This window comes from Bradyrhizobium sp. PMVTL-01, from assembly GCF_051861855.1.
In the GTDB taxonomy this organism is placed as follows: Bacteria; Pseudomonadota; Alphaproteobacteria; order Rhizobiales; family Xanthobacteraceae; genus Bradyrhizobium.
On record NZ_CP193982.1, the window covers coordinates 3,645,731 to 3,668,458 of the forward strand.

The following is a 22,728-nucleotide window of genomic DNA, read 5'->3' on the forward strand; positions in this document are numbered from 1 at the left end:
CATGGATTTCGACCTGTCCCCCAAGCAGAAGGAATGGCTCGACCGCGTGCGGTCCTTCATGGCCAAGCACGTGCGCCCGGCGGTGCCCGTCTATGACGAGCAGGATCGCAGCGGCGAGCGCTGGAAGGTGATCCCGGTGCTGGAGGACCTCAAGAAGAAGGCGAAGGCCGAGGGCCTTTGGAACATGTTCATGCCGCCGAACGAGCATGAAGATGATGAATTCCGCGGCGCGGGATTGACCAATCTGGAATACGCGCTGCTGTCGGAAGAGATGGGCCGCATCACCTGGGCCTCGGAAGTGTTCAACTGCTCCGCGCCCGACACCGGCAACATGGAAGTGTTCATGCGCTACGGCACCAAGGAGCAGAAGCGCAAATGGCTGCGTCCGCTGATGGACGGCGAGATCCGCTCGGCCTTCCTGATGACGGAACCGGCGGTCGCATCGTCCGATGCGACCAACATCGAGACCCGCATCGAGAAGGACGGCGACCACTACGTCATCAACGGCCGCAAATGGTGGTCGTCCGGCGTCGGCGATCCCCGCTGCAAGATCGCGATCCTGATGGGCAAGACCGATCCCAAGGCTGCCAAGCACCAGCAGCAGTCGCAGATCCTGGTTCCGCTCGACACGCCCGGCATCAAGGTCGAGAAAATGCTTCCGGTGTTCGGCTTCGATGACGCGCCGCACGGCCATGCCCAGGTGCTGCTCGAGAACGTGCGCGTGCCGAAGGAGAACATCCTGCTCGGCGAGGGCCGCGGCTTCGAGATCGCGCAGGGCCGCCTTGGCCCCGGCCGTATCCACCACTGCATGCGCACGATCGGCAAGGCCGAGGAGGCGCTGGAGAAGATGGTGAAGCGGCTCGCCTCGCGCACCGCCTTCGGCAAGAAGATCATCGAGCACAGTGTGTGGGAGCAGCGCATCGGCGAGGCGCGCACCGACATCGAGATGAACCGCCTGCTGTGCCTCAAGGCCGCCGACATGATGGACAAGGTCGGCAACAAGACCGCGCAGCTCGAGATCGCCATGATCAAGGTCGCAGGTCCCAACATGGCCTTGAGGATCATCGATCAGGCGATCCAGGCCTTTGGCGGCGCGGGTGTTTCGGACGAAGCTGGTCTTGCCAAGGACTACGCCCACATCCGTACGCTCCGTCTCGCCGACGGTCCGGACGAGGTGCACAATCGCGCCATTGCCAGACTTGAACTTCGGAAGTATGCAAACTCTGCCAGTCATTGAGAGGGAGAGCCCTGCGGCGCTCCCGACTTGAAGAAACGACAAGGCATGATCCGCGCCGGACGACGGCTTGACGCAAGTGCATCAGCTGTGGCCGGCTAGGATCGTGCTCGACCTGAAATGGTCAGGACTGAAGAGGGAGCGTCACCGTGACTGACGGCGTCAGGAAAGACGAGGAGTTCTCGGGCACCAAGCCAGTCGAGGAGCGGCATCGTTTCGACGAGCTCCGCCTCGAGGCATGGATGCGCGAGAACGTCGAAGGTTTTGAAGGCCCGCTGGTCGTCCTTCAGTTCAAGGGCGGCCAGTCCAACCCGACCTACCGCCTCAACACGCCGAAGCGTTCCTACGTGATGCGCCGCAAGCCGTTCGGCAAGCTGCTGCCCTCGGCGCATGCGGTCGATCGCGAATATCGCGTCATCGCGGCCCTTGGAAAGCAGGGCTTTCCGGTCGCACGCGCCTATGCGCTGTGCCAGGACGACAGCGTCATTGGAGCCGCCTTCTACATCATGTCGATGGAGGAGGGTCGCGTGTTCTGGGATCCGACCCTGCCGAGCCAGGAGGCCGATGCGCGCCGCAAGATCTTCACCAGCAAGATCGAGACGCTGGCGAAGCTGCACATGTTCGATCCTGTTGCGATCGGCCTTGGCGATTTCGGCAAGCCCGGAAACTATTTCGCGCGGCAGATCGATCGCTGGACCAAGCAGTACCGGGCCTCCGAGACCCAGCACATCCCTGAATTCGAGAAGGTCGCCGAATGGCTGCCCAAGACCGTGCCGGAGCAGGCGCGCGTCTCGATCGTCCACGGCGACTATCGCCTCGACAACATGATTTTCCACGCGAGCGAACCGCGCGTGCAGGCCGTGCTGGACTGGGAGCTGTCGACGCTTGGCGATCCCATGGCCGACTTCACGTATCTGTTGATGCAGTGGATCATGCCGGGCCTGCAGGGCGTCGATCTGAAGGCGCTCAACATCCCGAGTCTGGACGAGGCCGCACAGATCTACTGCAACGTCACGCAGATGAGCGTGCCTGATCTCAACTGGTACTTCTCCTACAATCTGTTCCGCCTCGCGGGCATCACCCAAGGCATCGCCGGCCGTATCCGCGACGGCACCGCCGCCAACGCCAAGGCGCTCGAATCCGCCAAGCGCACCGTGCCGCTGTCGCAGGCGTCATGGGAGTATGCGCAGCAGGCGGGCGCGGTTTAGGACGAACGAAGGCGCGGCTGGTGGCCGCGCCTTCTTGTTCGGTCGGTCGCTATTCGCACCAACCGGCATCATTGCCCGCGAAAGCGGGCAATCCAGTATTCCAGAGACCCCTGTGCTTGAATCGAGAAGCCGCGGCGTACTGGATGCCCCGGTCAAGCCGGGACATGACATCGGTAAAGACGCGAGGTCGCGGCACCCGTCATTGCGGGCGGAGCGAAGCAATCCAGAGAGTCTCCGCGGCACCAGTCTGGATTGCTTCGTCGGCAAGAGCTCCTCGCAATGACGAGGCACAATTCTCGTAGGGTGGGCGAAAGCGCGTAGCGCTGCGCCCGCCAACCCTCGGCGATCGCGCGACAATAGCGGGCACGCCTTGCTTTGCCGACCGGACGGCAGCGTCGTCTACGACTCCGTCTTCACACAATGCGCGATCAGCCTCTCCACGAACCCCGCGCACTTCTCCAGCTCCGCCATCTCCACGAACTCGTCAGGCGTATGCGCCTGCGCGATCGCGCCGGGGCCGATCACCACCGACGGGATGTCGGCGATGCTGGCGAACAGGCTTGCCTCGGTGCCGAAGGCGACCTTGGCGTGGTCGTTGCGGCCTGCAAGGCTCTTTGCCAGCGTGACGATCGCCGCATCGGCGGCGGTGTCCAGCGCGGGATAGTCGAGGATCTCCTCGAAATCGATGCCGCAGTCCGGATGCCTCGCCTTCATCGCCGGCTCGATCTCCGCCTTGGCCCAGGCGACGATCGCATCGGTCACCTCCTTGGACTCGGTGATGCCGATGCCGCGGCATTCGAAATCCACCGTGCAGGTGTCAGGCACGATGTTCAGCGCAGCGCCGCCGTGGACGATGCTGGTGAGCAGCGTCGAATGCGGAACGTCGTAGAGGCCGTCCGTCGATCGCGCGGCCGCGAGCGCCAAGGCGCGGCGGCGGATCTCGACGATCAGCTCGGCCGCGTATTCGATCGCGTTGACGCCGTCGGGCGCGATCGAGGAATGACGGGCGAGCCCGCGGAAGGTCGCGCGCACGCCGTGCTTGCCCTTGTGGCCGATGATGACCTGCATCTGGGTGGGCTCGCCGATGAAGGCACCGAGCGGCCTGACCTTCTTTTTCGCGACCTCGCGCAGCATCGGCCGCACGCCGACGCAGCCGATCTCCTCGTCGTAGGAGATCGCCAGATGGATCGGCGTCTTGAGCCCGGCCTCCAGCATCTCCGGCACCATGGCGAGGCACACCGCGACGAAGCCCTTCATATCGGTGGTGCCGCGGCCATAGAGCTTGCCGTCGCGCTCCACCAGCTTGAACGGATCATGGCTCCAGTCCTGGCCGACCACGGGCACGACGTCCGTGTGGCCCGACAGCACGAAGCCCGGCCGGTCCTCCGGCCCGATCGTCACCCAGAGCGAAGCCTTCTGCCCGGTCCCGTCGGTCATGCGCTCGCCCTTGGTGCCGAACGAGGCGAGATAGCTCTCGATATGGGCGATCAGGGGCAGGTTGGTGCGGTCGCTGATGGTGTCGAAGCCGACCAGGTCGGCGAGGAGTTTTCGGATACGATCGGGTCTTGAGCTTGGCATTGTCACGGTCTTGTCAGGAGATTGGAGAGTTGCCTGCAGGAACCATACCAATGCGATGGCCGATCGAGCAAATCAACACAGTTCCGTAGCCCGGGTGAGCGTAGCGATACCCGGGAATGCTCGTGCCGTGAATCCCGGCTGTCGCTTCGCTCATCAGGCTACGAGGCCTTGCTGCCCGTCGGACAAAACACCCAAGCCATCGGTCAACCCGCGGCGCCAAAAATATTCTACTTTATCGAAATTCGGAAATGGCGTATGTGCCGCCGCAACCCGGCCCAAGGAAGAGGGGCGTATCGCGATCGTCACGAACGCGGGCCGGGCGGCGGTGGACGCAGATGGCGTTGGCGCGAAGAGCTTTGCAGGGCGGGAAACCGTGAGCGAAGTCGGCGCGCATACGACCGGTGCCTTCAGCGTACGGCAAAATCGTGTGGTCCTGACGCCCGGGGTCTGTGCGTCAAGTCTTGCGGTGATGTTGCGGCCCGACCGGGCCCGCGCATCAGTCATCTCCAAGGCGACGGGGGCAATAGTGCATCGCTCCCCGGGGAGATCACGACATAAGCCGTAAAACCACTGCGCAGGGAAGGCCGGATGTTTGGCTACACCTGTATGCCGCTGTGCAAATTCTTTGTTGCCACCTTTCGCACAGTGGACCGTGGGTGCCCGGCCGGCACCCGGTCTTCCCTGCACCCTCTTTCGCTGGGGGCAGCCAAGCAAAGCTCGGGCGAAATGCGCCGCGAGGATGCGAAGGTATGTCTGCGAATGGCAATGCGAATTGAACAAGCGATGCTGCCACCACGTCATTGCGAGGAGCCCTTGCGACGAAGCAATCCAGAGTCCCTCCGGAGGCACTCTGGATTGCTTCGCTGCGCTCGCAATGACGATGTGGATGCAGGTGTGCGCGAAAACTTGGGTCTCGCGACCCGGAGCGCTGGGTCGGGCACGTGCCTAAACCGGTTTCCCCGTATACGGCATCGATGCCGTGAGGCCGCCGTCCACCGGGAACGCTTGTCCGTTGACATACGACGCCTCGTCGCTTGCCAAAAACAGTCCCATCGCTGCGAGCTCGTGCGGCTGTCCGGCGCGCTTGAGCGGGTTGAGCTGGCCGATCTTGTCCTGGGTGCCGCGCTCCTTGGCGCGGTCGAAGATCGGCTTGGTCATCCCTGTTTCGATCAAGCCGGGGCAGACAGCGTTGATGCGCACGCCGGTGCCGGTGAGCGAATAGGCGGTGGTCTGCACCAGGCTGATCACGCCGGCCTTGCTCGCCGCATAGGGATGCCCGCTTGCGCCGGCCTTGAGGCCCGCGACGGAGGCGGTGAGTACGATCGCGCCGGACTGCTGCTTCACCATATGCGGCATCGCGTACTTCACCGCGAGGAACGGCCCGATCAGATTGACGCGCAAAATCTCCTGCCAATGCTCGACGGTCTGCTCGGCCAGCGGAACGAGTCCGCCGGAGACGCCGGCATTGGCCCAGATCACGTCGAGACGGCCGTGCATCGCCACCGCCTTGTCGATGACGGCGATCACGTCCTTCTCGGAGCCGGCATCCGCAACCATCGCTTCCGCGACACCGCCGGCCGACTTGATCTCCTCGACGGTCTCCTTCACCGCCTCGGCGCGATCGACCGCGATCAGTTTTGCGCCTTCGCGCGTGAACAGCAGCGCAGCCGCACGGCCGATGCCGCTGCCGGCGCCGGTGATGATGACGGATTTGCCTTGCAGACGGCCCATGCGTTTCTCCCTGTGGTGCCTCGCGCGACGCTTGCCGCGCGACGGAATTTCAAACAAGATTTCAAACGGTAAAGTGTCTTGAGACACGTTGCCTACTGACGTACAGCGACATCAGACGGGATGGAAGGGTTTCGATGCCAGCCGAAGACAAGCCCAATGTGGTGACGACACGGTGGTGGTGGGTCCGTCACGCGCCGGTGCGCAACGACGGCGGCAACATCTACGGTCAATCCGACATCGCCTGTGACACCAGCGACACCTATGTGTTCAACGCCGTTGCCAAGGTCCTCCCACGCAAGGCGGTCTGGTATTCGAGCAATCTAAGGCGCACGCATCAGACCGCCGAGGCGATCTGGGCAGCCGGCTTCCCGCGGCCTGCCTCGATGAAGTGGGAAGCGGACTTCGCCGAGCAAAATCTCGGCCGCTGGCAGGGCATGAACCGCGCCGCGTTCATCGCGAGCCGCCCCGTCGGCACCAGCTGGTTTGCGGACATCAACGAGCCCGCGCCCGGCGGCGAAAGTTTCATGGATCTCTACAACCGCACGCGCCGCACCATCGAACGGATCAACAATGAGGCAGCCGGACAGGACATCATCGCGGTCGCGCATGGCGGCACGATCAAGGCGGCGGTGGGGCTCGCACTCGGTGACTTGCCGGAGCAGGGGCTGGCGTTCGATATCGACAACGTGTCGGTGACGCGGCTCGACTATTTCGCAAGCCCGGAGCGCACCGTCTGGCGGCTGCCGATGGTCAATCAGCAGCCGTGGATCGCGGACGACGCGCATGCGGCGATGCATCAGCCGGCGGGGCCGGAAGTCAAGAAGCTCGCCTGAATGAGCTGTCATTCCGGGACGGTCCGCAGGACCGGACCCGGAATCTCGATGTGAATACGATCAATCCAGGGAGAGAAACATGACCTTGTTCGACATGAAGGGGAAAGTCGCCGTCATCACCGGATCGACGCGCGGCATCGGGCTTGCGATCGCCGAGCGCATGGCCGAGCACGGCGCCAAGGTGGTGATCTCCTCGCGCAAGGCCGATGTGTGCGAGCAGGTGGCGAAAGGCATCAACGACAAGTTCGGCAGGGGCACCGCCGTCGCAGTTGCCGCCAACATCTCCTCGAAGGAGAATCTGCAAAACCTCGTCGACGAGAGCAACCGCGCCTTCGGCAAGATCGACGTGCTGGTCTGCAACGCGGCATCGAACCCGTATTACGGTCCGCTCGCCGGCATCTCCGACGATCAGTTCCGCAAGATTCTCGACAACAACATCGTCGCCAACAACTGGCTGATCTCGATGGTGGTGCCACAGATGATCGAGCGAAAGGACGGCTCGATCATCATCGTCTCCTCGATCGGCGGCCTCAAGGGCTCGACCATCCTCGGCGCCTACGCGATCTCGAAAGCCGCCGACATGCAGCTCGCGCGCAACCTCGCCTGCGAATACGGCAAGCACAACATCCGCGTGAACTGCATCGCGCCCGGCCTGATCAAGACCGACTTCGCGAAGGCGCTGTGGGACAATCCGGAGAACCTGAAAGCCTCGACCTCGCGCTCGCCGCTGCTGCGCATCGGCATTCCCGACGAGATCGCGGGCGCGGCCGTGTTCCTGGGCTCGAAGGCCGGCGACTTCATGACCGGTCAGACCATGGTGATCGACGGCGGCGCGACGATCAGTTGAGATTACAACGGGTGTCATCGCCCGCGAAGGCGGGCGATCCAGTACTCCGCGGCTGAAGTTGTGCGAACGAACTGCCGTCGCGGAGTACTGGATGCCCTGTTAAGCCGGGGCATGACAGCGAGTGTGGGGAGGCGCTTTGCGACTGAGGAGACGGAGCGAAGGCCCTCACTCCACCGCCGCGTAAACCAGATCCCGCACCAGGGTCCGCGTGTAGTCGCGCTGGCCTGGCCCTTGGCTCATGAACACCGCGAACAGGTCCTCCTTCGGATCGATCCAGAAGAACGTGCCCGCAATGCCGCTCCAGAAATACTGGCCGACGCTGCCGGGGAAGGGCGCGATGCCGGCCTGCGTGCGTACCGCGAAGCCGAGGCCGAAACCGTGTCCCGGCGACAGCAGGGTGCCGTTGGTGGGAACGCCGGGTCCGAGATGATCGGACGCCATCAGCTCCAGCGTCTTGCGGCCGATGATCCTGTTGCCGTCGAGCGTGCCGCCGTTGCGCAGCATCAGCGCAAAGCGGGCGTAGTCCATCGTGGTCGAGACCAGACCCCCGCCGCCGGATTCCATCACCGGCTGCTCGAGCATGTTGAAGAGGGCGACCTTGTCGCCGGTCCAGGGATCGGTCGCGAACGGCTCGGCGAGCCTGTTGGCATTGGCCTCCGAGGTCGCAAAGCCGGTCGCGGCCATCTGCAACGGCAAGAGGATGCGTTCGGTCAGGAGCGCGCCGAGAGACTTGCCGCTGATGACCTCGATGATGCGGCCGAGAATGTCGGTGGAGCGGCTGTAGTTGAACTCGTCGCCGGGATGGCAGACCAGCGGTAAGCTCGCCACCAGCGCGGCGTGCTCGGCATTGCTGATCTTGCGGCTGCGGACGCGGGACTCCTGGTAGAGCTTGTGCACGGGCCCGTCGCCCTGGTGCTCATAGGTGAGGCCGGAGGTGTGGCGGAGCAGGTCCTGCACCGTCATCGGCCGTCTGGGCGGAACCAGCTCGAGCCTGCCGCCGCTGATCACGCCGACCTTCTGGTCGGCGAATTCCGGAATGAACTTGGCCACGGGATCGCTGAGCAGGAGGCGGCCGTCCTCGACCAGCGCCATGACAGCAACCGAGACGATCGGCTTGGTCATCGAGAAGATCCGGAAGATCGAATCGCGCGCCATCGGCGCTGCGCCCATCGGGTTCTGCCTGCCGAGGGCCTCGAACCAGCCGATCTGGCCGCCCCTCGCCACCAGCACGGTGACGCCGGGGACGGTGCCCTTGTCGATCTCGCGCTTGAGGGCGTCGGACATGGCCTGCAGGCGAGGACGCGACAGCCCCAGCGTTTCGGGGCGGGCCTCGGGCAAAGGCGGCGTCTGGGCTGCGGCGGCGGGATTACGGGCGGCTTGGGCGGCGTTCATGCGGGCTCCCGGGTTGTTCTTGTCGTTCGGGTTGGACTGTCGCCCAGGAGTCGCGGTGTGAACAAGCGGCCCTGGTGCGCTTCTCCCTTGCAATCCGGTCGCCCCCTGTGCTTGAAAGCGGCCCGGAGCCGCGGCGACGCAGGTTCGTAGGAGTGTAGCTCAATTGGTAGAGCACCGGTCTCCAAAACCGGGGGTCGCAGGTTCGAGCCCTGCCACTCCTGCCAGCGAATTCAATGGCTTAGCTGACATTTCCGACTAGCAAAAACCGCTCGGGGTAACGGGCGGGGTAACAAATCGCGCGTTCGACACACGGTTGGCATCAACGACGCCCGGCGGCGACATCGCGTCGTTGACGACGGGCAAAACCAGTGGACCGTGATTCATTGCCATTTCAGATCGATCTTTCGAGTGGTGCCCGACGAGCGGTGGGGGAGTTAAGCCGGGGGGCGCGCGCCCGGTGGGGCCGGGGCCGGGGCGAAAACGCACTGACTCCGCCGTTTGCTGCGGACGCCCAAGGCGTGGGCACAACAGTTGCCCCGTCTTGATGACTTGGGATCATCCGCACCTGATAAACGAGAGTGCTTTGCCTCACGGCGACGTGACATTTCGCTTTGTTTGCTTTTTGAGAGTGGCACTTTGCCAACTCGATCACGCCACGATTGCCTAGAGAGCTTACCTAGACTAGCGTTGCAAGCATTCTTGCTACCCCTAGTTTCACAGAGTCGTTGGTTGACTTTTAACACAACTCCCTTACCTTTAGACGTGGTCACTGCGGGTTCCGGCAAGCTAATTACCCGTAAACCATTGCGACCGCTCGATAATTCGGTGAGGCGAATTTATGTTACTCAAGAAGTTGCAGATTTGCTGGACGGAAAAACTGCGCGAGGCTTGTTCCCAAACTTAGAGGCTGAACGACTAATCGCCGTTTTCTGCGCGGGCCACTTTCTTCGGGTAAGTCGAAAGAAAAACGATGATCGTCCCGATTTGGAGAGATTGGAGGGCTTCGATGAGGTTTGGGCGCTTTGTCCGCGAAAGCCAAAACCTGGCTGGCGACTGCTTGGGCGGTTCATCGACAAAGACAGGCTCATTCTGCTTCGAGCCTACGACAAGCATCAGCTCGCCAAAAACTACGATAAGGCGACCAAGGAAGTTATTGGAGACTGGGAAGTGATTTTAGGAGCCGCACAACAACCCTTCAGAGGGACCGAGTTGAGCGACTACCTGAGCGGAGTGTATCGAGATGTCGACGTCAAAGAAGAATGATCCCAAATTTAAGATGTCCTTTGACCGGGCCATGCTTCGCTCGACTGTTGTGAGCCTTTTTTGGGGCATCCTGTCTGAACGGAAGAAAAGCGATGGTCTCACCCTGCAGGCGTTCGCGAAAAAAGTCGGCACGAGCAAGCATGAGGTGTCCCGGTGGTTCGGCAAGGGTGACCCCAACTGGACTCTCAACACAATCGCGTCCATCGCCAATGCTCTCGAAGTCGAACTGAGGATCGAGGCGGTCGATAGCTCCGGTCGAATCTTTAAAGCGTCGGGCATTAGCAGTGAACCGCCTGCCAAGACCGAAGCTATTACCGTGCCACCCTCTGTCCGCATCACGAAAGTAACAAACAGCTCAGAGAGCAAAATCCGTACCGAAACCAACGCAGCATTCTCGGCCGTCTCATGAAAGAAGAGCAGCGTCCTGATATTTATGGACAGGTCGTTTTTTGCGACGATGTTCGACAAGAATCGACGGGCAAGTGCATCTACATCGGAGTCTACAATTCAAATCTGATGATCGTGAACGGAGGCTTTCCTGCGACCCTTTCTCGATTGAGTTTTGCAATTTCCGTATTTCAGAAGCGGGAAATTTTTAAGCCTCAGTTCAAGATTCGCATTTTTGTGCCAGGCGATCCCGATGACGTTCCTTCCATCGAAGCCGAAGTCGGCGAAGGCGTAGCGGACTCCATGGCGGGCGAGATTGATAAGACGGCCGATGCACTAGGCCTCCCAAAGGGGGAGGGACTCCGCAACTACGTGCATGTGTTTACGGTAATGCAATTCGACAACTTTCAAATCAAGAGCACTGGCTTCATCAAAGTCCAGGCCGAGATCGGCGGGAAACGTTATCGATTGGGAGCTTTGGCCGTAGGGTCACCACAGGCTAAAGCCGGTTGAGGCCGGAAACACCTATGGATATGGATGATCGGTCGGGAATTCACGCCTTCCGCCCGGGCGCGCGCCATCTCAATTCAATGCAGCCGTCCTCGTAACTTCCTGATTAGCTCGCGTAGATCAGCCACGTAGTCCTCGATGTTCTTCAGCGCCTCCGCCATACGCCACTTGCGCCTTCGTTTGGGCTTCGGTTTCGGTTTCGGCGGGGTGATGGTTGGGCGCGCTGCTTCATCGGGCGAACAGTCGAGATGCGACGCTGACCAGTAGTGGCAAGTTTGTCCGCCATTAGTGGATCAACGAAAACGCCGCCATTTTCAGCGCATCAAGAGGCCCAACATCGCGACCCGCCCACACCCAACGAGAGCGGCGCAGCTGACGACTGACAGAGATGTAGGCGGTGCACAAAAGTAAGCCGCCAGCCTTGGGGGAGCTGACGGCCCTACCTGACCGTAGATGAGGCTACTACGCGCTATCCTCATACTCGCGTCACGCGACTGAACGAAGGCGAGGTAGTTGGCGGCGAGCCTATCGTAGCGCGTCGCCACCCGACGACATTGTTTGATCCTGTTGAAGAACCGCTCGACCTAGGGTCTAAAGCAGATGGGATCGCTGCGATTGCTTTTCGGCGGGATGTTAGCCCACGGCCCTTCTTCATGGCAAGCTCTCTGATCCAGTCTGCGTCATAGCCGCGGTCAGCAAGCAGCATTGAACCGGATTTCAGGCGAGACAGCAGCTTTCCGGCAAGTCGAACGTCGTGGGCCTCACCGGGGCTCAGCGCCAGCCGCAACGGCAGACCATTGCCATCGACCACCGCATGAATTTTGCTCGTCAAGCCGCCGCGGGACCTTCCCATCGATTGGCGCTGGTTCCTTGTGATGCAAGCTCCATGCTGATGCACGCGGACACAATGGAGGTGTCGATTATCTGAACAGCGGCATCATGGGCACTGGCAAGCGCTTCTATGATGCGGCCTCAAACACCGGCCCGCCGCCACCTGAGGAAGCGGCTGTAGCAAATGGTGTATGGGCCAAACGCCGTCGGCAGATCACGCCAGCGAAGGACCCAGAAGATGCCATTCAGGACCCGTCTGTCGTTCACTCGAGGAACGCCACGCGGCTTCCCCAATTTCGGAAGTTTGAATCACGGCAGTCCGGCCAAACGCAACGCTCCTCGCGCGCTCTTGGTACGGCGCTTGCGGACAGGAGCGGACATCAACCAGCCCTAAATCTCTGCTAAATGCGTCGAAAACGACCCAACGCGGACATGTCACATCATGAGCCTTCGTTGGCGAACGGGTATTCGCCGAACAACTTGTGATAATAACTCGCGAACCGACCGGCTAACTGTGCTTGGTGCCGGTTACTTCCAGGACTTGCATTCGTTCGCCCTGGCTGCGGGGAACCCCGGCGAAAGATGGTCGGTAACACCAAACCTCTCCCGCTTTCCTCAGGCGGAGGGTCATTTTCAATGCTCCTGGGCACGCAAGCGGCCGCGCGCCGCCGCGCGTGTCAAACATGCGCAAAGGTGTGCCGGTGAGAGCGCGCCAGCCGGTCGACACAGCGACCCACACGTGCAAAGCCGCCTACGTGGTGAAATCAGCATAACACCTCCGCTTGATTTATTCGCTTGCGCGGCTAAGGGCATTGGACAACACTTGGCGTGCAGAAGGCTCGTCTCCTCACGGAAGCGCCGAGAAGCGACCCCATAAGCCTTCGACAAAACACAGACAGGGAGAGAGATGATGCGCCATTGGATGCTAGTTGCCGCCTTCTTGCCGATCTTCGGCGGAGCGGCCTTTGCGCAGGAAACCGTCAAGATCGGCTACATCGATCCGCTCTCGGGCGGCGGCGCCAGCGTCGGCGAAGTCGGGCTGAAGACGTTCCAGTTCCTCGCCGACGAGCTCAACGCCAAGGGCGGCATTCTCGGCAAGAAGGTCGAAATCGTCCCGCTCGACAACAAGACCAATCCGCAGGAAAGCCTGATCCAGGCGCAAAAGGCGATCGACGCCGGCGTCCGCTACATCACGCAGGGCAACGGCTCGTCGGTGGCGGGCGCGCTAACCGACTTCATCACCAAGTACAACGAACGCAATCCCGGCAAGGAAGTGCTCTACTTCAACTATGCCGCGGTCGATCCGATCCTGACCAACGAGAAGTGCAGCTACTGGCATTTCCGTTGGGATGCGAATTCCGACATCAAGATGGAGGCGCTGACCAACTACATGAAGAGCGCATCAAGCGTCAAAAAACTCTATCTGATCAACCAGGACTATTCGTTCGGCGAGTCCGTGCGCAAGAGTGCGAGGTCCATGCTCAAGGCCAAGCGGCCCGATATCGAGATCGTCGGCGACGAAGTCCATCCGCTGCTGAAGATCACCGACTTCGCGCCGTATATCGCCAAGATAAAGGCCTCCGGCGCCGATTCCGTCATCACCGGAAATTGGGGCCAAGACTTTGCGCTGCTGCTGAAGGCGGCGGCCGATGCAGGTCTAAAGGTCAACTGGTACACCTATTACGCCGGCGGCACCGGCGGGCCCACCGCTGTCAAGCAAGCCAACCTCAACCACCAGGTGTTCGTGATCGGCGAGGGCATTCCCAATCTCGGCTATGCGCCGGCCGATACTTTCGAAAAGGCAATCCGCGCCAAATACGACTTCAGCCTGTTCTATCCGCGCGCGGTCAATGAGATGCGGATGTTCGCGGCGGCCGCCGAAAAGGCCAAGTCGCTCGATCCGGTCAAGGTGGCGGCGGCGCTCGAGGGCATGGAATTCGAGGTCTATGACGGCGGCAAGGGCAACATGCGTAAGGACGACCACCAGTTCTTCCAGCCGATGTACATCGCCTCGTTCGGCGAGCGCACCGAGAAGGAGCCGTTCGACGAGGAGAAGACCGGCTGGGGCTGGAAGCTCGCGGCCAAGATCGAGACCGACCAGACCGTCCTGCCCACCACCTGCAAGATGGACCGCCCGTAAGGGGCACCACGCAAGACAGGCTTCGCTTCGGCGTTTGACCGGGGCGAAGGCGGATCATCTGCCGGGGGGTGCGTATCGTGCTTGAACTCGTCGTCATTTCCACGCTGAACGGCGTCCTGTTCGGGATGCTGCTGTTTTTGATGGCGAGCGGGCTAACGGTGATCTTCAGCATGCTGGGCGTGCTGAATTTCGCGCATGCCAGCTTTTACATGCTGGGCGCCTTCTTCGGCTTCCAGCTCTCTCGCTGGATGGGTTTCTGGCCGGCGCTGATCATCGCACCTGTCCTGGCCGGGGCGCTGGGGGCCGCGGTCGAGCGCTTCGGCCTGCGTCGCGTGCATCGCAACGGTCATGTCGCGGAGCTGCTATTCACGTTCGGGCTGGCGTTCGTGATCGAGGAGATCGTGCAGATCATCTGGGGCAAGAGCCCGGTGGATTTCCGTGTGCCGCCGCTGCTGGATTTCCCCGCTTTCACCCTGTTTTCCACTAACTACCCCGCCTACAAGATGTTCATGCTGCTGGTCTCGGTGGTGATCTTCATCGTGCTGCTGCTGGTGCTGAAGCGGACGCGCGTCGGCCTGATCGTGCAGGCGGCGCTAACCCACCCGCACATGGTCGGCCATCTCGGCCATAATGTCGGGCGGATCTTCATGATGGTGTTCGGCGTCGGCACCGCGCTGGCGGCGGTCGCCGGCGTCATTGCCGGTCCCGCGCTGGTGACGCAATCCAACATGGCCGCGCTGCTCGGGCCCATCCTGTTCGTGGTCGTGGTGGTCGGCGGGCTTGGTTCGCTGCCCGGTGCCTTTGTCGGCTCGCTGCTGATCGGGCTTGTGCAGACCTTTGCGGTCTCGATGAACGGCTCGCTGGCCGGCGCGTTCGGCCCGCTCAGCCCGGCCATGGCGCAGACCTGGCTCGCGGACATCTGGGGCGTCACCATCGCGCAGATCGCTCCGATCATGCCCTATGTGCTCTTGGTGCTGATCCTAATTTTCCGGCCGATGGGCCTGCTGGGGACGCGCGAAACATGAGCGAGTTTACCCAAAGCGTCGCGCCGCCGCATCCGCCTCTCAGCGAGAAACTGAAATTCTACGGCCTGTGGGTTGCCACCGCCGTCGTGCTGATCGTGCTGCCGAAGATTTTTTCGTCTGGAGGGGCGCTCACCACCTTCAGCCTGATCGGCATCTCCATCATCTTCTCGCTGTCCTACAATATCCTGCTCGGCCAGACCGGCATGCTGTCCTTCGGTCACGCCGTCTATTACGGGCTCGGCGGCTTCCTCGTCATCCACGCCATCAACATCCTCGCCGCCAACAAGCTGCCGATCCCGCTGCCTTTGGTGCCGCTGGTCGGCGGATTGACGGGATTGTTCTTCGCGGTGTTGCTCGGCTGGGTCTCGACCCAGCGCAGCGGCACGGCGTTTGCGATGATCTCACTCGGCGTCGCCGAACTAATCGCGTCGTCAGCGCTGATCCTGCGCACCTTCTTCGGCGGCGAGGCCGGTATCTCGGCCAACCGCACCAAGGTGTTCCGCCTGTTCGACTGGAGTTTTGGACCGCAGATTCAGGTCTATTATCTAATCGCGGCCTGGACGCTGATCTGCGTCAGCGCGATGTATGCGTTGACCCGCACGCCATTGGGGCGGATGTGCAACGCCGTGCGGGACAATCCGGAGCGGGTGCAATTCGTCGGCTATGACCCGCATGTCGTGCGCTACCTCGCCTTCTGCTTTGCCGGCTTCTTCGCCGGCATCGCCGGCGGGCTCGCCGCGATCAATTTCGAGATCGCCAACTCCGCCTATCTAGGCGCGCTGCAGTCGGGCACCGTGCTGTTCTCCACTTATATCGGCGGCATCAGCTATTTCATCGGTCCGATCGTCGGCGCGATCTTTGTCACCGTGCTGTCGCTCAGCCTCTCCGACCTCACCCCGGTCTGGCAGCTCTATTTCGGCCTGTTCTTCATCGCGGTCGTCACCTTTGCGCCTGGCGGCATCACCGGGCTTTTGATGATGCACCGGCCGCTCATCCGCGGCGGCACACTCGGCAAAGTGCTGCCCTATTACCTCATCTCCCTGATTCCGACGCTGGCGATGGTTACTGGCCTCGTGCTCGCGATCGAGACCGTCGTGCACTTCACAGTCAATCCGGGTGAAGATCCGAACATCAAGGCGTTCGGCATGAGCTTCAATGCAGCAAGCCCGATCACCTGGATGCTCGCGGCGTTCCTGATCATCGCCGGCTACATCGCGGCGCGACGGACGTGGACCTGGCTCGCGCAAGCCTGGGATGAGGCGCTCACCGCGGCGCGCGACAAAGGGTACCACGCATGAGCACCCCCGCGATTGAGCTCAGGGACGTCCAGAAGAGCTTTGGCAACATCTCGATCATCCGCGACCTTAATCTGATGGCGTACCAAGGCGAGCGGCATGCGCTGATCGGGCCGAACGGCGCCGGCAAGTCGACCACGTTCAACCTGATCTCCGGCTACATCAAGCCGACCTCGGGCACGGTGAAGCTGCGCGGCGAAGAGATATCTGGGCTGCCGCCCTACCAGATCAATCGCCGCGGCCTGTCGCGCTCCTTCCAGGTCACCAATGTCTTCGCCAACATGAGCGTGTGGGAGAATTTGCGCTGCGCGGTTCTGTGGACTGCCAAGCATCACTACGCTTTCTGGAAGAACGTCGACAATCTGCCTGAGGTGCGAGAGCGGACCGCGGAGGTGTTGTCCGACATTGGCCTCGCCTCGCGCCGCGACGTGCCGGCAGGTCTGCTCACCTATGCCGAGCAGCGTGCGCTGGAGATCGGCATCACCATCGCCGGCGGCGCCGACGTGATCCTGCTCGACGAGCCCACCGCCGGCATGAGCCATGCCGAGACGGAGAAGGCGGTAACCCTGATCCGCCGTCTCACCGAAGGCCGCACGCTTGTCATCGTAGAGCACGACATGAGCGTGGTGTTCGGCCTCGCCGACCGTATCTCGGTGCTAGTCTACGGCCATGTCATCGCCACCGGCACACCGGAAGAAATCCGCGCCAATCCCAAGGTCAAGGAAGCCTATCTCGGCGAGGAGGCTGCCTGATGCTCGAGGTTCGGGATCTCCACGCCTTTTACGGCAAGAGCCACATTCTGCAGGGCGTCGACATCAACATCGCGGCCGGCGAAGTTGTGAGCCTGCTCGGCCGGAACGGCGTCGGCCGCTCCACCACGGTCAAGGCGATCATGGGCGAGGTACCGCCGCAGGGCACCATCCTCTTCAAGGGCACCGACATCGCAGGGCTCCCGAGCTACCGTATCGCCCATCTTGGGTTGGGCTATGTTCCGGAGCATCGCGATATTTTCCCGGGGCTCACGGTGCGGCAGAACCTGCTGCTCGGCATCAAGGATCCCAGGAAGGCCGGCAAGTGGCGGCTCGATGACATGCTCTCGATGTTTCCGAACCTTGCCGCCCGCGCCGATGCTGCGGCAGGCGTGCTGTCCGGCGGCGAGAAACAGATGCTGACGATGTGCCGCACCTTGATGGGCGATCCCGAACTGATCATGATCGACGAGCCGACCGAGGGGCTGGCGCCCTTGATCGTGCAGCAGGTCGGCGATCTCATCGCTGAGATCGCGCGCCGTGGCGTTGCGATCCTGCTGGTGGAACAGAAACTCTCGATCGCGATGCGCATCTCGCACCGGGTTTATGTGATGGGTCACGGCCGCATCGTCTTTGAAGGCACACCCGCAGAACTGACGGCCAATCCCACAGTCCGAAAGCAATGGCTCGAAGTGTAGGCGACGAACAGCAAGAGCCGTAAGAAGTGTAAGGAGGTCGCGATGGACAGATTGTCGACTCTCGACGCCAGCTTTCTGTATGGTGAAGCGCCGGAATCGCCGATGCATGTCGCGGGACTCGCGATCTTCGGGCCGCCGCCCGACAATACGGATATATTCGCGGCGTTCCGCGACCGTCTCAAGAGCCGGCTGCACCTTGTGCCGTTCTTCCAGCGCAAGCTGGCGCTGACCGGCCCTTAGCAGCCCGATGTTGGCCTCGTGCGGAAGTTCAGTTGACGTGCCCGGGTCTGGTTGATGAGGCAGATCACACGCAATGAGTTATCAGTTGGTTCAATTGCGGGAGAAGCCGCAACATCTGAAGACCGTTGCGGGGTGGATTTTTCAGCAATGGTGGTCGAACACCAACACCCCGACAGATGCCATCGAGCGTTGGCTGGGCACTCATCTGGGCACCGCTGGATTTCCTACTACGCTCGTGGCCATCGAGGCAGATGACGTTATCGGATCAGTTTCTCTGCACGAAACCGAAGCTGAGGATCGGCAAGCTTACAAGCCTTACCTCGGAGCATTGTACGTCAAGCCGGGCAATAGGGGTCGGGGAGTTGGCGTGACACTTGTCCAAGCTGAGGAAGCTCACGGGCGCAGCCTTGGTTTTTCGGAAATATACCTGAATGCCGCTGATCCATTAGTCGCATTCTATGAAGCGCTAAGTTGGAAGGTGGTTGAACGCGACTACGGGCCCAAACACCTCAACATTTTGCGGCGTCGCCTCAAAACCAATGGAGGCTGCTGACTTCCGCGGCTGGCCCCATCACGCCCATCGCGATCCTGACGATGAAGCCAGTTCCTTGGGGTAAACCGGACAGCACCATTCGGGGCTGTGCACGGCGGAGTTTGACCACCCTCAACGGACGTTCGGTCGCATCAAGGCTTCGCGCTTGTTGTGGAAGCCGCTCAGCGAGCGGTATTTTGCTGCATTCCTCGCCGTCACCGTCATCGGCTTCTTTTCTGCTGGTTGGCTTCGACAAGGCTATCGGTAGCTAATTTCGAGCTCCGGCGACCTCCGTCATCCACTCTTCACGAAACTCTTTCGCGTGTGCGCGATTAGGTGGAAAGTGTTTTGGTGCGACAGGCCTGTCCATGTGCAAGATCGCAATCAACCTTCGAGAGCTATCCGGTAAGCTGCTCAACGCAGTCCATGCGCATTGGCTGCGAGCTCGTCAGAGAGATTGCGGTCACGCCCGTTGAAATCATTGGTTCAGGTCAGACTTGGCACGCGAATGTCGTGGACTGCGGCCGGTCCGATCCTCAGAGAGCTGCCAGGGTATTAAGGCAGGTGAGCGAAGAACTTGAGGCCACGTTTGCGTTGATCGATGAGAGAGAGCAATGGCAAACCAGGTGATCCATCCCAATGAGTTTCCTGTCGAAGCTGACTGGGCCACCATCAAGACCAACACGGGTAAACCTCTGGCTGACGCAAAGAACGAGGTGTGGCCGACTATCAGTCCGCCCCGATGTGCTGTCCGCTTGTGGGAGCGCTGTCCGGCGTGATCTTCGTCGGCTCATCGCGGGGCTGCCCTTTAGCCCAATCTAAGACATCATGCCCGATAGACATGCCCAAAGTCCGGCCATAGGCTTTCTGCTGATAATTCGGTGCGGATGAGCTTAGTCATCTCCCGATCTTTATCTCTGGAGGGCACAATGGCTGAACTCATCGAGGTTGGCGCAATGCAGGTACGATTTTTGCGTACCAAGTATGATACCAACGGGGCGCTTGATGTGTTTGAGGTGGTGATCCCGCCAAACTCCCGTATGCCGGTCCCGCACCATCATCGTGACTGGGAAGAAACAATCTACGGCCTTGAAGGCGTCGTCACTTGGACGGTCGCCGGCAAACGCATCGAGATCAAGCCGGGAGACGATCTTTTTATCCCGCGCGGCGTAATCCATGGGTTCGTCAACGAGACGCAGGCGATTGCGAAAATGCTTTGCGTTCTCACGCCAGGCGTTCTCGGGCCCGAATTCTTCCGGGAAATGGCCGTAGCCATCGGCGGCCCTGCGCCTCCTGATCCTGCCCGGATGGGCGCGATCATGAAACGTCATGGCCTGATACCTGCGCCATCTTAAAAAAGGGGGCGGGCTAAATTCGCGCTCTGCTCGCGAACCGCGTTACTTTTGGATGTCGCCTGTGAGCCCATGTGCGAAGTTGTGCCGTGCGGCGGGAAGTCCGCTCGTTGAGCCAGAGCGGACCAGATTTGCTCAGCCTGAGTTCTTCGCGTTTTGACCTGAGCAGACATCAGCCGCCGCTCTTGCCAAGCTAGGGAACCAGAATAGGAAAGATGCTAGCCAATTTCCAACCAGTATCCGCCCTTACGTAAATATGATTCAGCAGAAACAGGTTAGGTTGAGCGGTTTGTCCGGGAGGGGCAATTGTAAATATGGTAGGCGCGAGTAATTGCACGACGCCCGGCGACAATTCGGTCACTTTGATTTCATCAACCTTGGGTTCGAGGCTCCAAGTGCCCCGGTAGAATTGTTCGAAGCGCTTCAAGGCTGCGTCACGTCCCCAAAATGGCGCGGGGCGCCCGGTTTGAGGGTCGCGCGTGATCCAAAGAAACTGTGGTGAATCCTGGAGGATTTCACCGACTGCTTTCAAATCGTGGGCATTCTGGGCCACAACAAATTTGCGAAATAGGTCTCTCACTTCGTCTTCTGCTCCTGCTCTTGCCGATGCGGGAGCGGCAAGCGAGATGAACAATGCAACAATTGAGGCGCTGAAGTACTTCTTGGTCACTCTCTTTGTTGGCATGGCGATCCTCCGTCGTTGGGCCGCGCTTAGCAGCAGCGCAGTCACACTAAATGCTACTCCAGCGGTTGGGACACAGGAAGAGAGTGGATGGGAGGTTCTGGCCCTTCGCTTCCGTTAGGGCGTTGCGGCGAGATGTTCGGGGTCAGGGGTAAAGCCAAAGTACCCCACCGCTGGTGAAATCGGCGCTGTTGACCCGGAGCGGAAGTCCGCCTGAGCGGCGTCAGATCATCGCGCGTCAACTAGAAGGTCCTTGACGGCACCAAGTGGTTCCGATGGGATTGAACAATTGTGAAACATCTCGGTGAAAACCCACTGAGCATTCTCGGGTAAGCAAAGGGTGAAGCTATGAAACTGACGAATTCTTTGATGGCGATTGGAATGGTCACTAACATCGCGTTGTGGATTCTACCCATCGACGTCGCGAGCGGACAGGATGCCGGCAAGAAGGTCATTATCTCCCCGAACGCCCCGAAACCGATTGGTCCTTATTCCCAGGGCATACGAGTGGGAAATACGGTGTACCTCGCCGGTCAAGGTGCGATCGATCCGACGACTAATCAGCCTATGGTGAGTGCGTCGATTGAGGATCAGACGCGGCGCACTCTTGAAAACTTGAAGGCTGTGCTTGAGGCCGATGGGCTGACAATGGACCACATCGTTTCAACGACTGTGTTCCTGAAGGACATCAACGAGTTTGGAAAAATGAACGAAGTCTATGGGACCTTCTTCAAGAACGCCCCACCCGCACGGGCAACAATCGAGGCGGCGCGCTTGCCCCGCGATTTGAAGGTCGAGATCTCCGCAATAGCTGTTCATCCATAGCGACGCTGGCGATCGCGTCTACGGAGGGTGAGCAACAATCACGTGGTGCGCTGGACTTGTGCAGGCGATATTGTCGCGTCGCTGCACGAGTCCGGTCGTGGCCCGAATGCGAGTTCGGGCGACGTCCTCAATTGTCGGCTCCTCGGGGTAGACCGGAAGCAATCGGCCGACCTTCCAAACGGCCCTCGTGACCCATCTGAGACATCGCAGTCGAATTTACCCTGATGCACACGATGCTGCCGAGTTGACGATGTGATAGGTTGTGAGCCTCGTTGGGGAAGCCCCTGAGGCGACGGGACTTTATCACTCTGCTCAGCAGCGCGGCGGCGTGGCCGCTTGTGGCGCGCGCCCAGTCGCATGCGCCGATGCCAAGGATGGTGATGTATAGCGCTATGGAGCCCTTAGGCTCGATGCGTGAGAACAGCTACAACCGCTACATTCGTGCACTTTTCGCCGAAATGCGCCGTCTCGAGCTTGTCGAGGGCAGGAGCATCACAATCGAGCGCTACGGCAGAGAGACGCTCGATGTCACATCGAAAAATACCATCGCCGCAATTGTCGACAGCAACCCCGATATTATTTTTAGCGTTGGGACAGGCGCGGTATTCCAGCAGGAGACAAGAACGATACCGATCGTGGCGTTCACGGTCGATGCGGTTCGGGAAGGATTGGTCAAGAGCCTGTCGCATCCCGGCGGCAATCTCACCGGCGTGACCTTCGAGCCCGAGGTCCCAATCCACGGCAAGCGATTCGCGCTATTGCGTGAGATATTTCCGGCCTTGAAAAGCCCGGCCTTCCTCGCAAACAGTGAAATATTGACCTACTATTGGTCCGCGGTTCGGGAGGCCGCTGACGCGCAGGGCATGGCTCTCGTGGCGTGTCCCGTTAGTCTTCCAAGTAGCGAAGCCATCTATCGCGAGGCGATCACGAAGGCGAAGGACGAGGGCGCGGACGCCATCATGGTCGCATTGGATGCCGATGCGTTTGTCAGACATGCTTTGGTCGTGAACCTGATCGAAGCCGCCGGGCTGCCTGCCATCTATCCCTTTACGGAATTTGTCGTGGCCGGTGGTCTGATGAGTTACGCAACAGACCTAGTCGAATTGAACAAGCGCATGGCGAGCGATATCCATGCCATTCGAAATCCCCCGGCTCGTCACCGGTACGGGCTTAGATTGGGCGCCCACCGAACAGCGCCCCTCAGAGTTCGCGGTCCATGACGCGCAGGCGGGAGTTGACAAGGCGGGTAGCCTCCCAGCGGAGCTGACCAACGTCACGATTTTAGCAGCCACGGCCAAAAGGCGGTCCCTGTCCGCCCCGAGAATATCAGAGCGGCGCTGCCGCCGATGGTGCTGCCGCTCGACGGCCCCGCGAAC

21 protein-coding genes, 1 tRNA gene and 1 pseudogene are annotated in these 22,728 nt (G+C 60.9%); 18 read left to right on the forward strand and 5 right to left on the reverse strand.

Going from position 1 to position 22,728, the window contains the following annotated elements; all coding sequences use genetic code 11:
- Position 1: 1 nt before the first annotated feature.
- Positions 2 to 1,237 (forward strand): acyl-CoA dehydrogenase family protein, encoded by a 1,236-nt coding sequence (locus tag ACRQ5Q_RS17530; protein WP_439368819.1) that lies wholly within the window; start codon positions 2 to 4, stop codon positions 1,235 to 1,237.
- 146 nt (positions 1,238 to 1,383) lie between these two features.
- Positions 1,384 to 2,442 (forward strand): phosphotransferase family protein, encoded by a 1,059-nt coding sequence (locus tag ACRQ5Q_RS17535; protein WP_439399179.1) that lies wholly within the window; start codon positions 1,384 to 1,386, stop codon positions 2,440 to 2,442.
- Positions 2,443 to 2,841: 399 nt separating this feature from the next.
- Here ACRQ5Q_RS17535 and argE read toward each other — a convergent pair whose 3' ends face one another.
- Both argE and ACRQ5Q_RS17545 read right to left on the reverse strand, forming a co-directional pair.
- Entirely contained in the window at positions 2,842 to 4,020 is a 1,179-nt protein-coding gene (gene argE / locus ACRQ5Q_RS17540) for an acetylornithine deacetylase (RefSeq protein WP_439368816.1), read from the reverse strand.
- A gap of 945 nt (positions 4,021 to 4,965) precedes the next feature.
- Positions 4,966 to 5,751, reverse strand: a complete 786-nt coding sequence (locus ACRQ5Q_RS17545) for an SDR family NAD(P)-dependent oxidoreductase (protein WP_439399181.1) — start codon at positions 5,749 to 5,751, stop codon at positions 4,966 to 4,968.
- Between the two features lie 134 nt (positions 5,752 to 5,885).
- On the opposite strand from ACRQ5Q_RS17545, the gene ACRQ5Q_RS17550 reads away from it, so the two are divergent.
- A complete protein-coding gene (locus ACRQ5Q_RS17550; RefSeq protein ID WP_439399183.1) occupies positions 5,886 to 6,584 on the forward strand; it encodes a histidine phosphatase family protein in 699 nt (232 codons plus the stop codon).
- Positions 6,585 to 6,663: 79 nt separating this feature from the next.
- Positions 6,664 to 7,431 (forward strand): SDR family NAD(P)-dependent oxidoreductase, encoded by a 768-nt coding sequence (locus tag ACRQ5Q_RS17555; RefSeq protein ID WP_439368812.1) that lies wholly within the window; start codon positions 6,664 to 6,666, stop codon positions 7,429 to 7,431.
- A gap of 165 nt (positions 7,432 to 7,596) precedes the next feature.
- On the opposite strand, the gene ACRQ5Q_RS17560 is transcribed toward ACRQ5Q_RS17555, so the two are convergent.
- Positions 7,597 to 8,823: a serine hydrolase domain-containing protein gene (locus ACRQ5Q_RS17560; RefSeq protein WP_439399185.1), complete on the reverse strand. Its 1,227-nt coding sequence runs from the start codon at positions 8,821 to 8,823 to the stop codon at positions 7,597 to 7,599.
- 148 nt (positions 8,824 to 8,971) lie between these two features.
- On the opposite strand from ACRQ5Q_RS17560, the gene ACRQ5Q_RS17565 reads away from it, so the two are divergent.
- From ACRQ5Q_RS17565 to ACRQ5Q_RS17580, 4 genes are all read left to right on the forward strand, one after another.
- Positions 8,972 to 9,047 (forward strand) — tRNA-Trp (locus tag ACRQ5Q_RS17565).
- Between the two features lie 505 nt (positions 9,048 to 9,552).
- Positions 9,553 to 10,086 (forward strand): hypothetical protein, encoded by a 534-nt coding sequence (locus ACRQ5Q_RS17570; protein ID WP_439399187.1) that lies wholly within the window; start codon positions 9,553 to 9,555, stop codon positions 10,084 to 10,086.
- Positions 10,064 to 10,495: a helix-turn-helix domain-containing protein gene (locus ACRQ5Q_RS17575; RefSeq protein ID WP_439399189.1), complete on the forward strand. Its 432-nt coding sequence runs from the start codon at positions 10,064 to 10,066 to the stop codon at positions 10,493 to 10,495. Before ACRQ5Q_RS17570 ends, ACRQ5Q_RS17575 begins: the two co-directional genes overlap by 23 nt.
- Positions 10,492 to 10,986: a DUF6941 family protein gene (locus ACRQ5Q_RS17580; protein WP_439399190.1), complete on the forward strand. Its 495-nt coding sequence runs from the start codon at positions 10,492 to 10,494 to the stop codon at positions 10,984 to 10,986. Before ACRQ5Q_RS17575 ends, ACRQ5Q_RS17580 begins: the two co-directional genes overlap by 4 nt.
- Before the next feature lie 467 nt (positions 10,987 to 11,453).
- On the opposite strand, the pseudogene ACRQ5Q_RS17585 reads toward ACRQ5Q_RS17580, so the two are convergent.
- A pseudogene (locus tag ACRQ5Q_RS17585) lies at positions 11,454 to 12,108 on the reverse strand (IS5 family transposase); the annotation flags it as partial.
- Positions 12,109 to 12,724: 616 nt separating this feature from the next.
- Between ACRQ5Q_RS17585 and ACRQ5Q_RS17590 the strand changes: the two are divergent.
- The 8 genes from ACRQ5Q_RS17590 to ACRQ5Q_RS17625 all read left to right on the forward strand — a co-directional run bounded on the left by ACRQ5Q_RS17590 (position 12,725) and on the right by ACRQ5Q_RS17625 (position 19,848).
- Positions 12,725 to 13,954 carry a branched-chain amino acid ABC transporter substrate-binding protein gene (locus ACRQ5Q_RS17590; protein WP_439399822.1) on the forward strand — a complete coding sequence of 410 codons (1,230 nt, stop codon included), beginning with the start codon at positions 12,725 to 12,727 and terminating at the stop codon, positions 13,952 to 13,954.
- A gap of 77 nt (positions 13,955 to 14,031) precedes the next feature.
- The gene (locus tag ACRQ5Q_RS17595; RefSeq protein ID WP_439399192.1) at positions 14,032 to 14,979 is read left to right on the forward strand and encodes a branched-chain amino acid ABC transporter permease; all 948 of its coding nucleotides are present in this window, start codon (positions 14,032 to 14,034) and stop codon (positions 14,977 to 14,979) included.
- Positions 14,976 to 16,277, forward strand: a complete 1,302-nt coding sequence (locus ACRQ5Q_RS17600; protein ID WP_439399194.1) for a branched-chain amino acid ABC transporter permease — start codon at positions 14,976 to 14,978, stop codon at positions 16,275 to 16,277. Before ACRQ5Q_RS17595 ends, ACRQ5Q_RS17600 begins: the two co-directional genes overlap by 4 nt.
- Positions 16,274 to 17,026, forward strand: coding sequence for an ABC transporter ATP-binding protein (locus ACRQ5Q_RS17605; protein ID WP_439399196.1), 753 nt, complete (start codon positions 16,274 to 16,276; stop codon positions 17,024 to 17,026). Before ACRQ5Q_RS17600 ends, ACRQ5Q_RS17605 begins: the two co-directional genes overlap by 4 nt.
- Positions 17,026 to 17,721: an ABC transporter ATP-binding protein gene (locus ACRQ5Q_RS17610; protein ID WP_439399198.1), complete on the forward strand. Its 696-nt coding sequence runs from the start codon at positions 17,026 to 17,028 to the stop codon at positions 17,719 to 17,721. The genes ACRQ5Q_RS17605 and ACRQ5Q_RS17610 overlap by 1 nt, the downstream gene beginning before the upstream one ends.
- A gap of 42 nt (positions 17,722 to 17,763) precedes the next feature.
- Positions 17,764 to 17,961, forward strand: a complete 198-nt coding sequence (locus tag ACRQ5Q_RS17615) for a wax ester/triacylglycerol synthase domain-containing protein (protein ID WP_439399199.1) — start codon at positions 17,764 to 17,766, stop codon at positions 17,959 to 17,961.
- Between the two features lie 73 nt (positions 17,962 to 18,034).
- Positions 18,035 to 18,514: a GNAT family N-acetyltransferase gene (locus tag ACRQ5Q_RS17620; protein WP_439399201.1), complete on the forward strand. Its 480-nt coding sequence runs from the start codon at positions 18,035 to 18,037 to the stop codon at positions 18,512 to 18,514.
- A 908-nt stretch (positions 18,515 to 19,422) separates the two neighbouring features.
- Positions 19,423 to 19,848, forward strand: coding sequence for a cupin domain-containing protein (locus ACRQ5Q_RS17625; protein ID WP_439399202.1), 426 nt, complete (start codon positions 19,423 to 19,425; stop codon positions 19,846 to 19,848).
- Between the two features lie 190 nt (positions 19,849 to 20,038).
- Here ACRQ5Q_RS17625 and ACRQ5Q_RS17630 read toward each other — a convergent pair whose 3' ends face one another.
- The gene (locus ACRQ5Q_RS17630; protein ID WP_439399204.1) at positions 20,039 to 20,530 is read right to left on the reverse strand and encodes a YybH family protein; all 492 of its coding nucleotides are present in this window, start codon (positions 20,528 to 20,530) and stop codon (positions 20,039 to 20,041) included.
- Positions 20,531 to 20,875: 345 nt separating this feature from the next.
- Here ACRQ5Q_RS17630 and ACRQ5Q_RS17635 point away from each other — a divergent pair, with 345 nt between their 5' ends.
- Complete coding sequence (locus tag ACRQ5Q_RS17635; RefSeq protein WP_439399205.1) at positions 20,876 to 21,352, forward strand: RidA family protein; 477 nt, start codon at positions 20,876 to 20,878, stop codon at positions 21,350 to 21,352.
- Positions 21,353 to 21,762: 410 nt separating this feature from the next.
- Positions 21,763 to 22,572, forward strand: a complete 810-nt coding sequence (locus ACRQ5Q_RS17640; protein WP_439399207.1) for an ABC transporter substrate-binding protein — start codon at positions 21,763 to 21,765, stop codon at positions 22,570 to 22,572.
- Positions 22,573 to 22,728 lie beyond the last annotated feature (156 nt).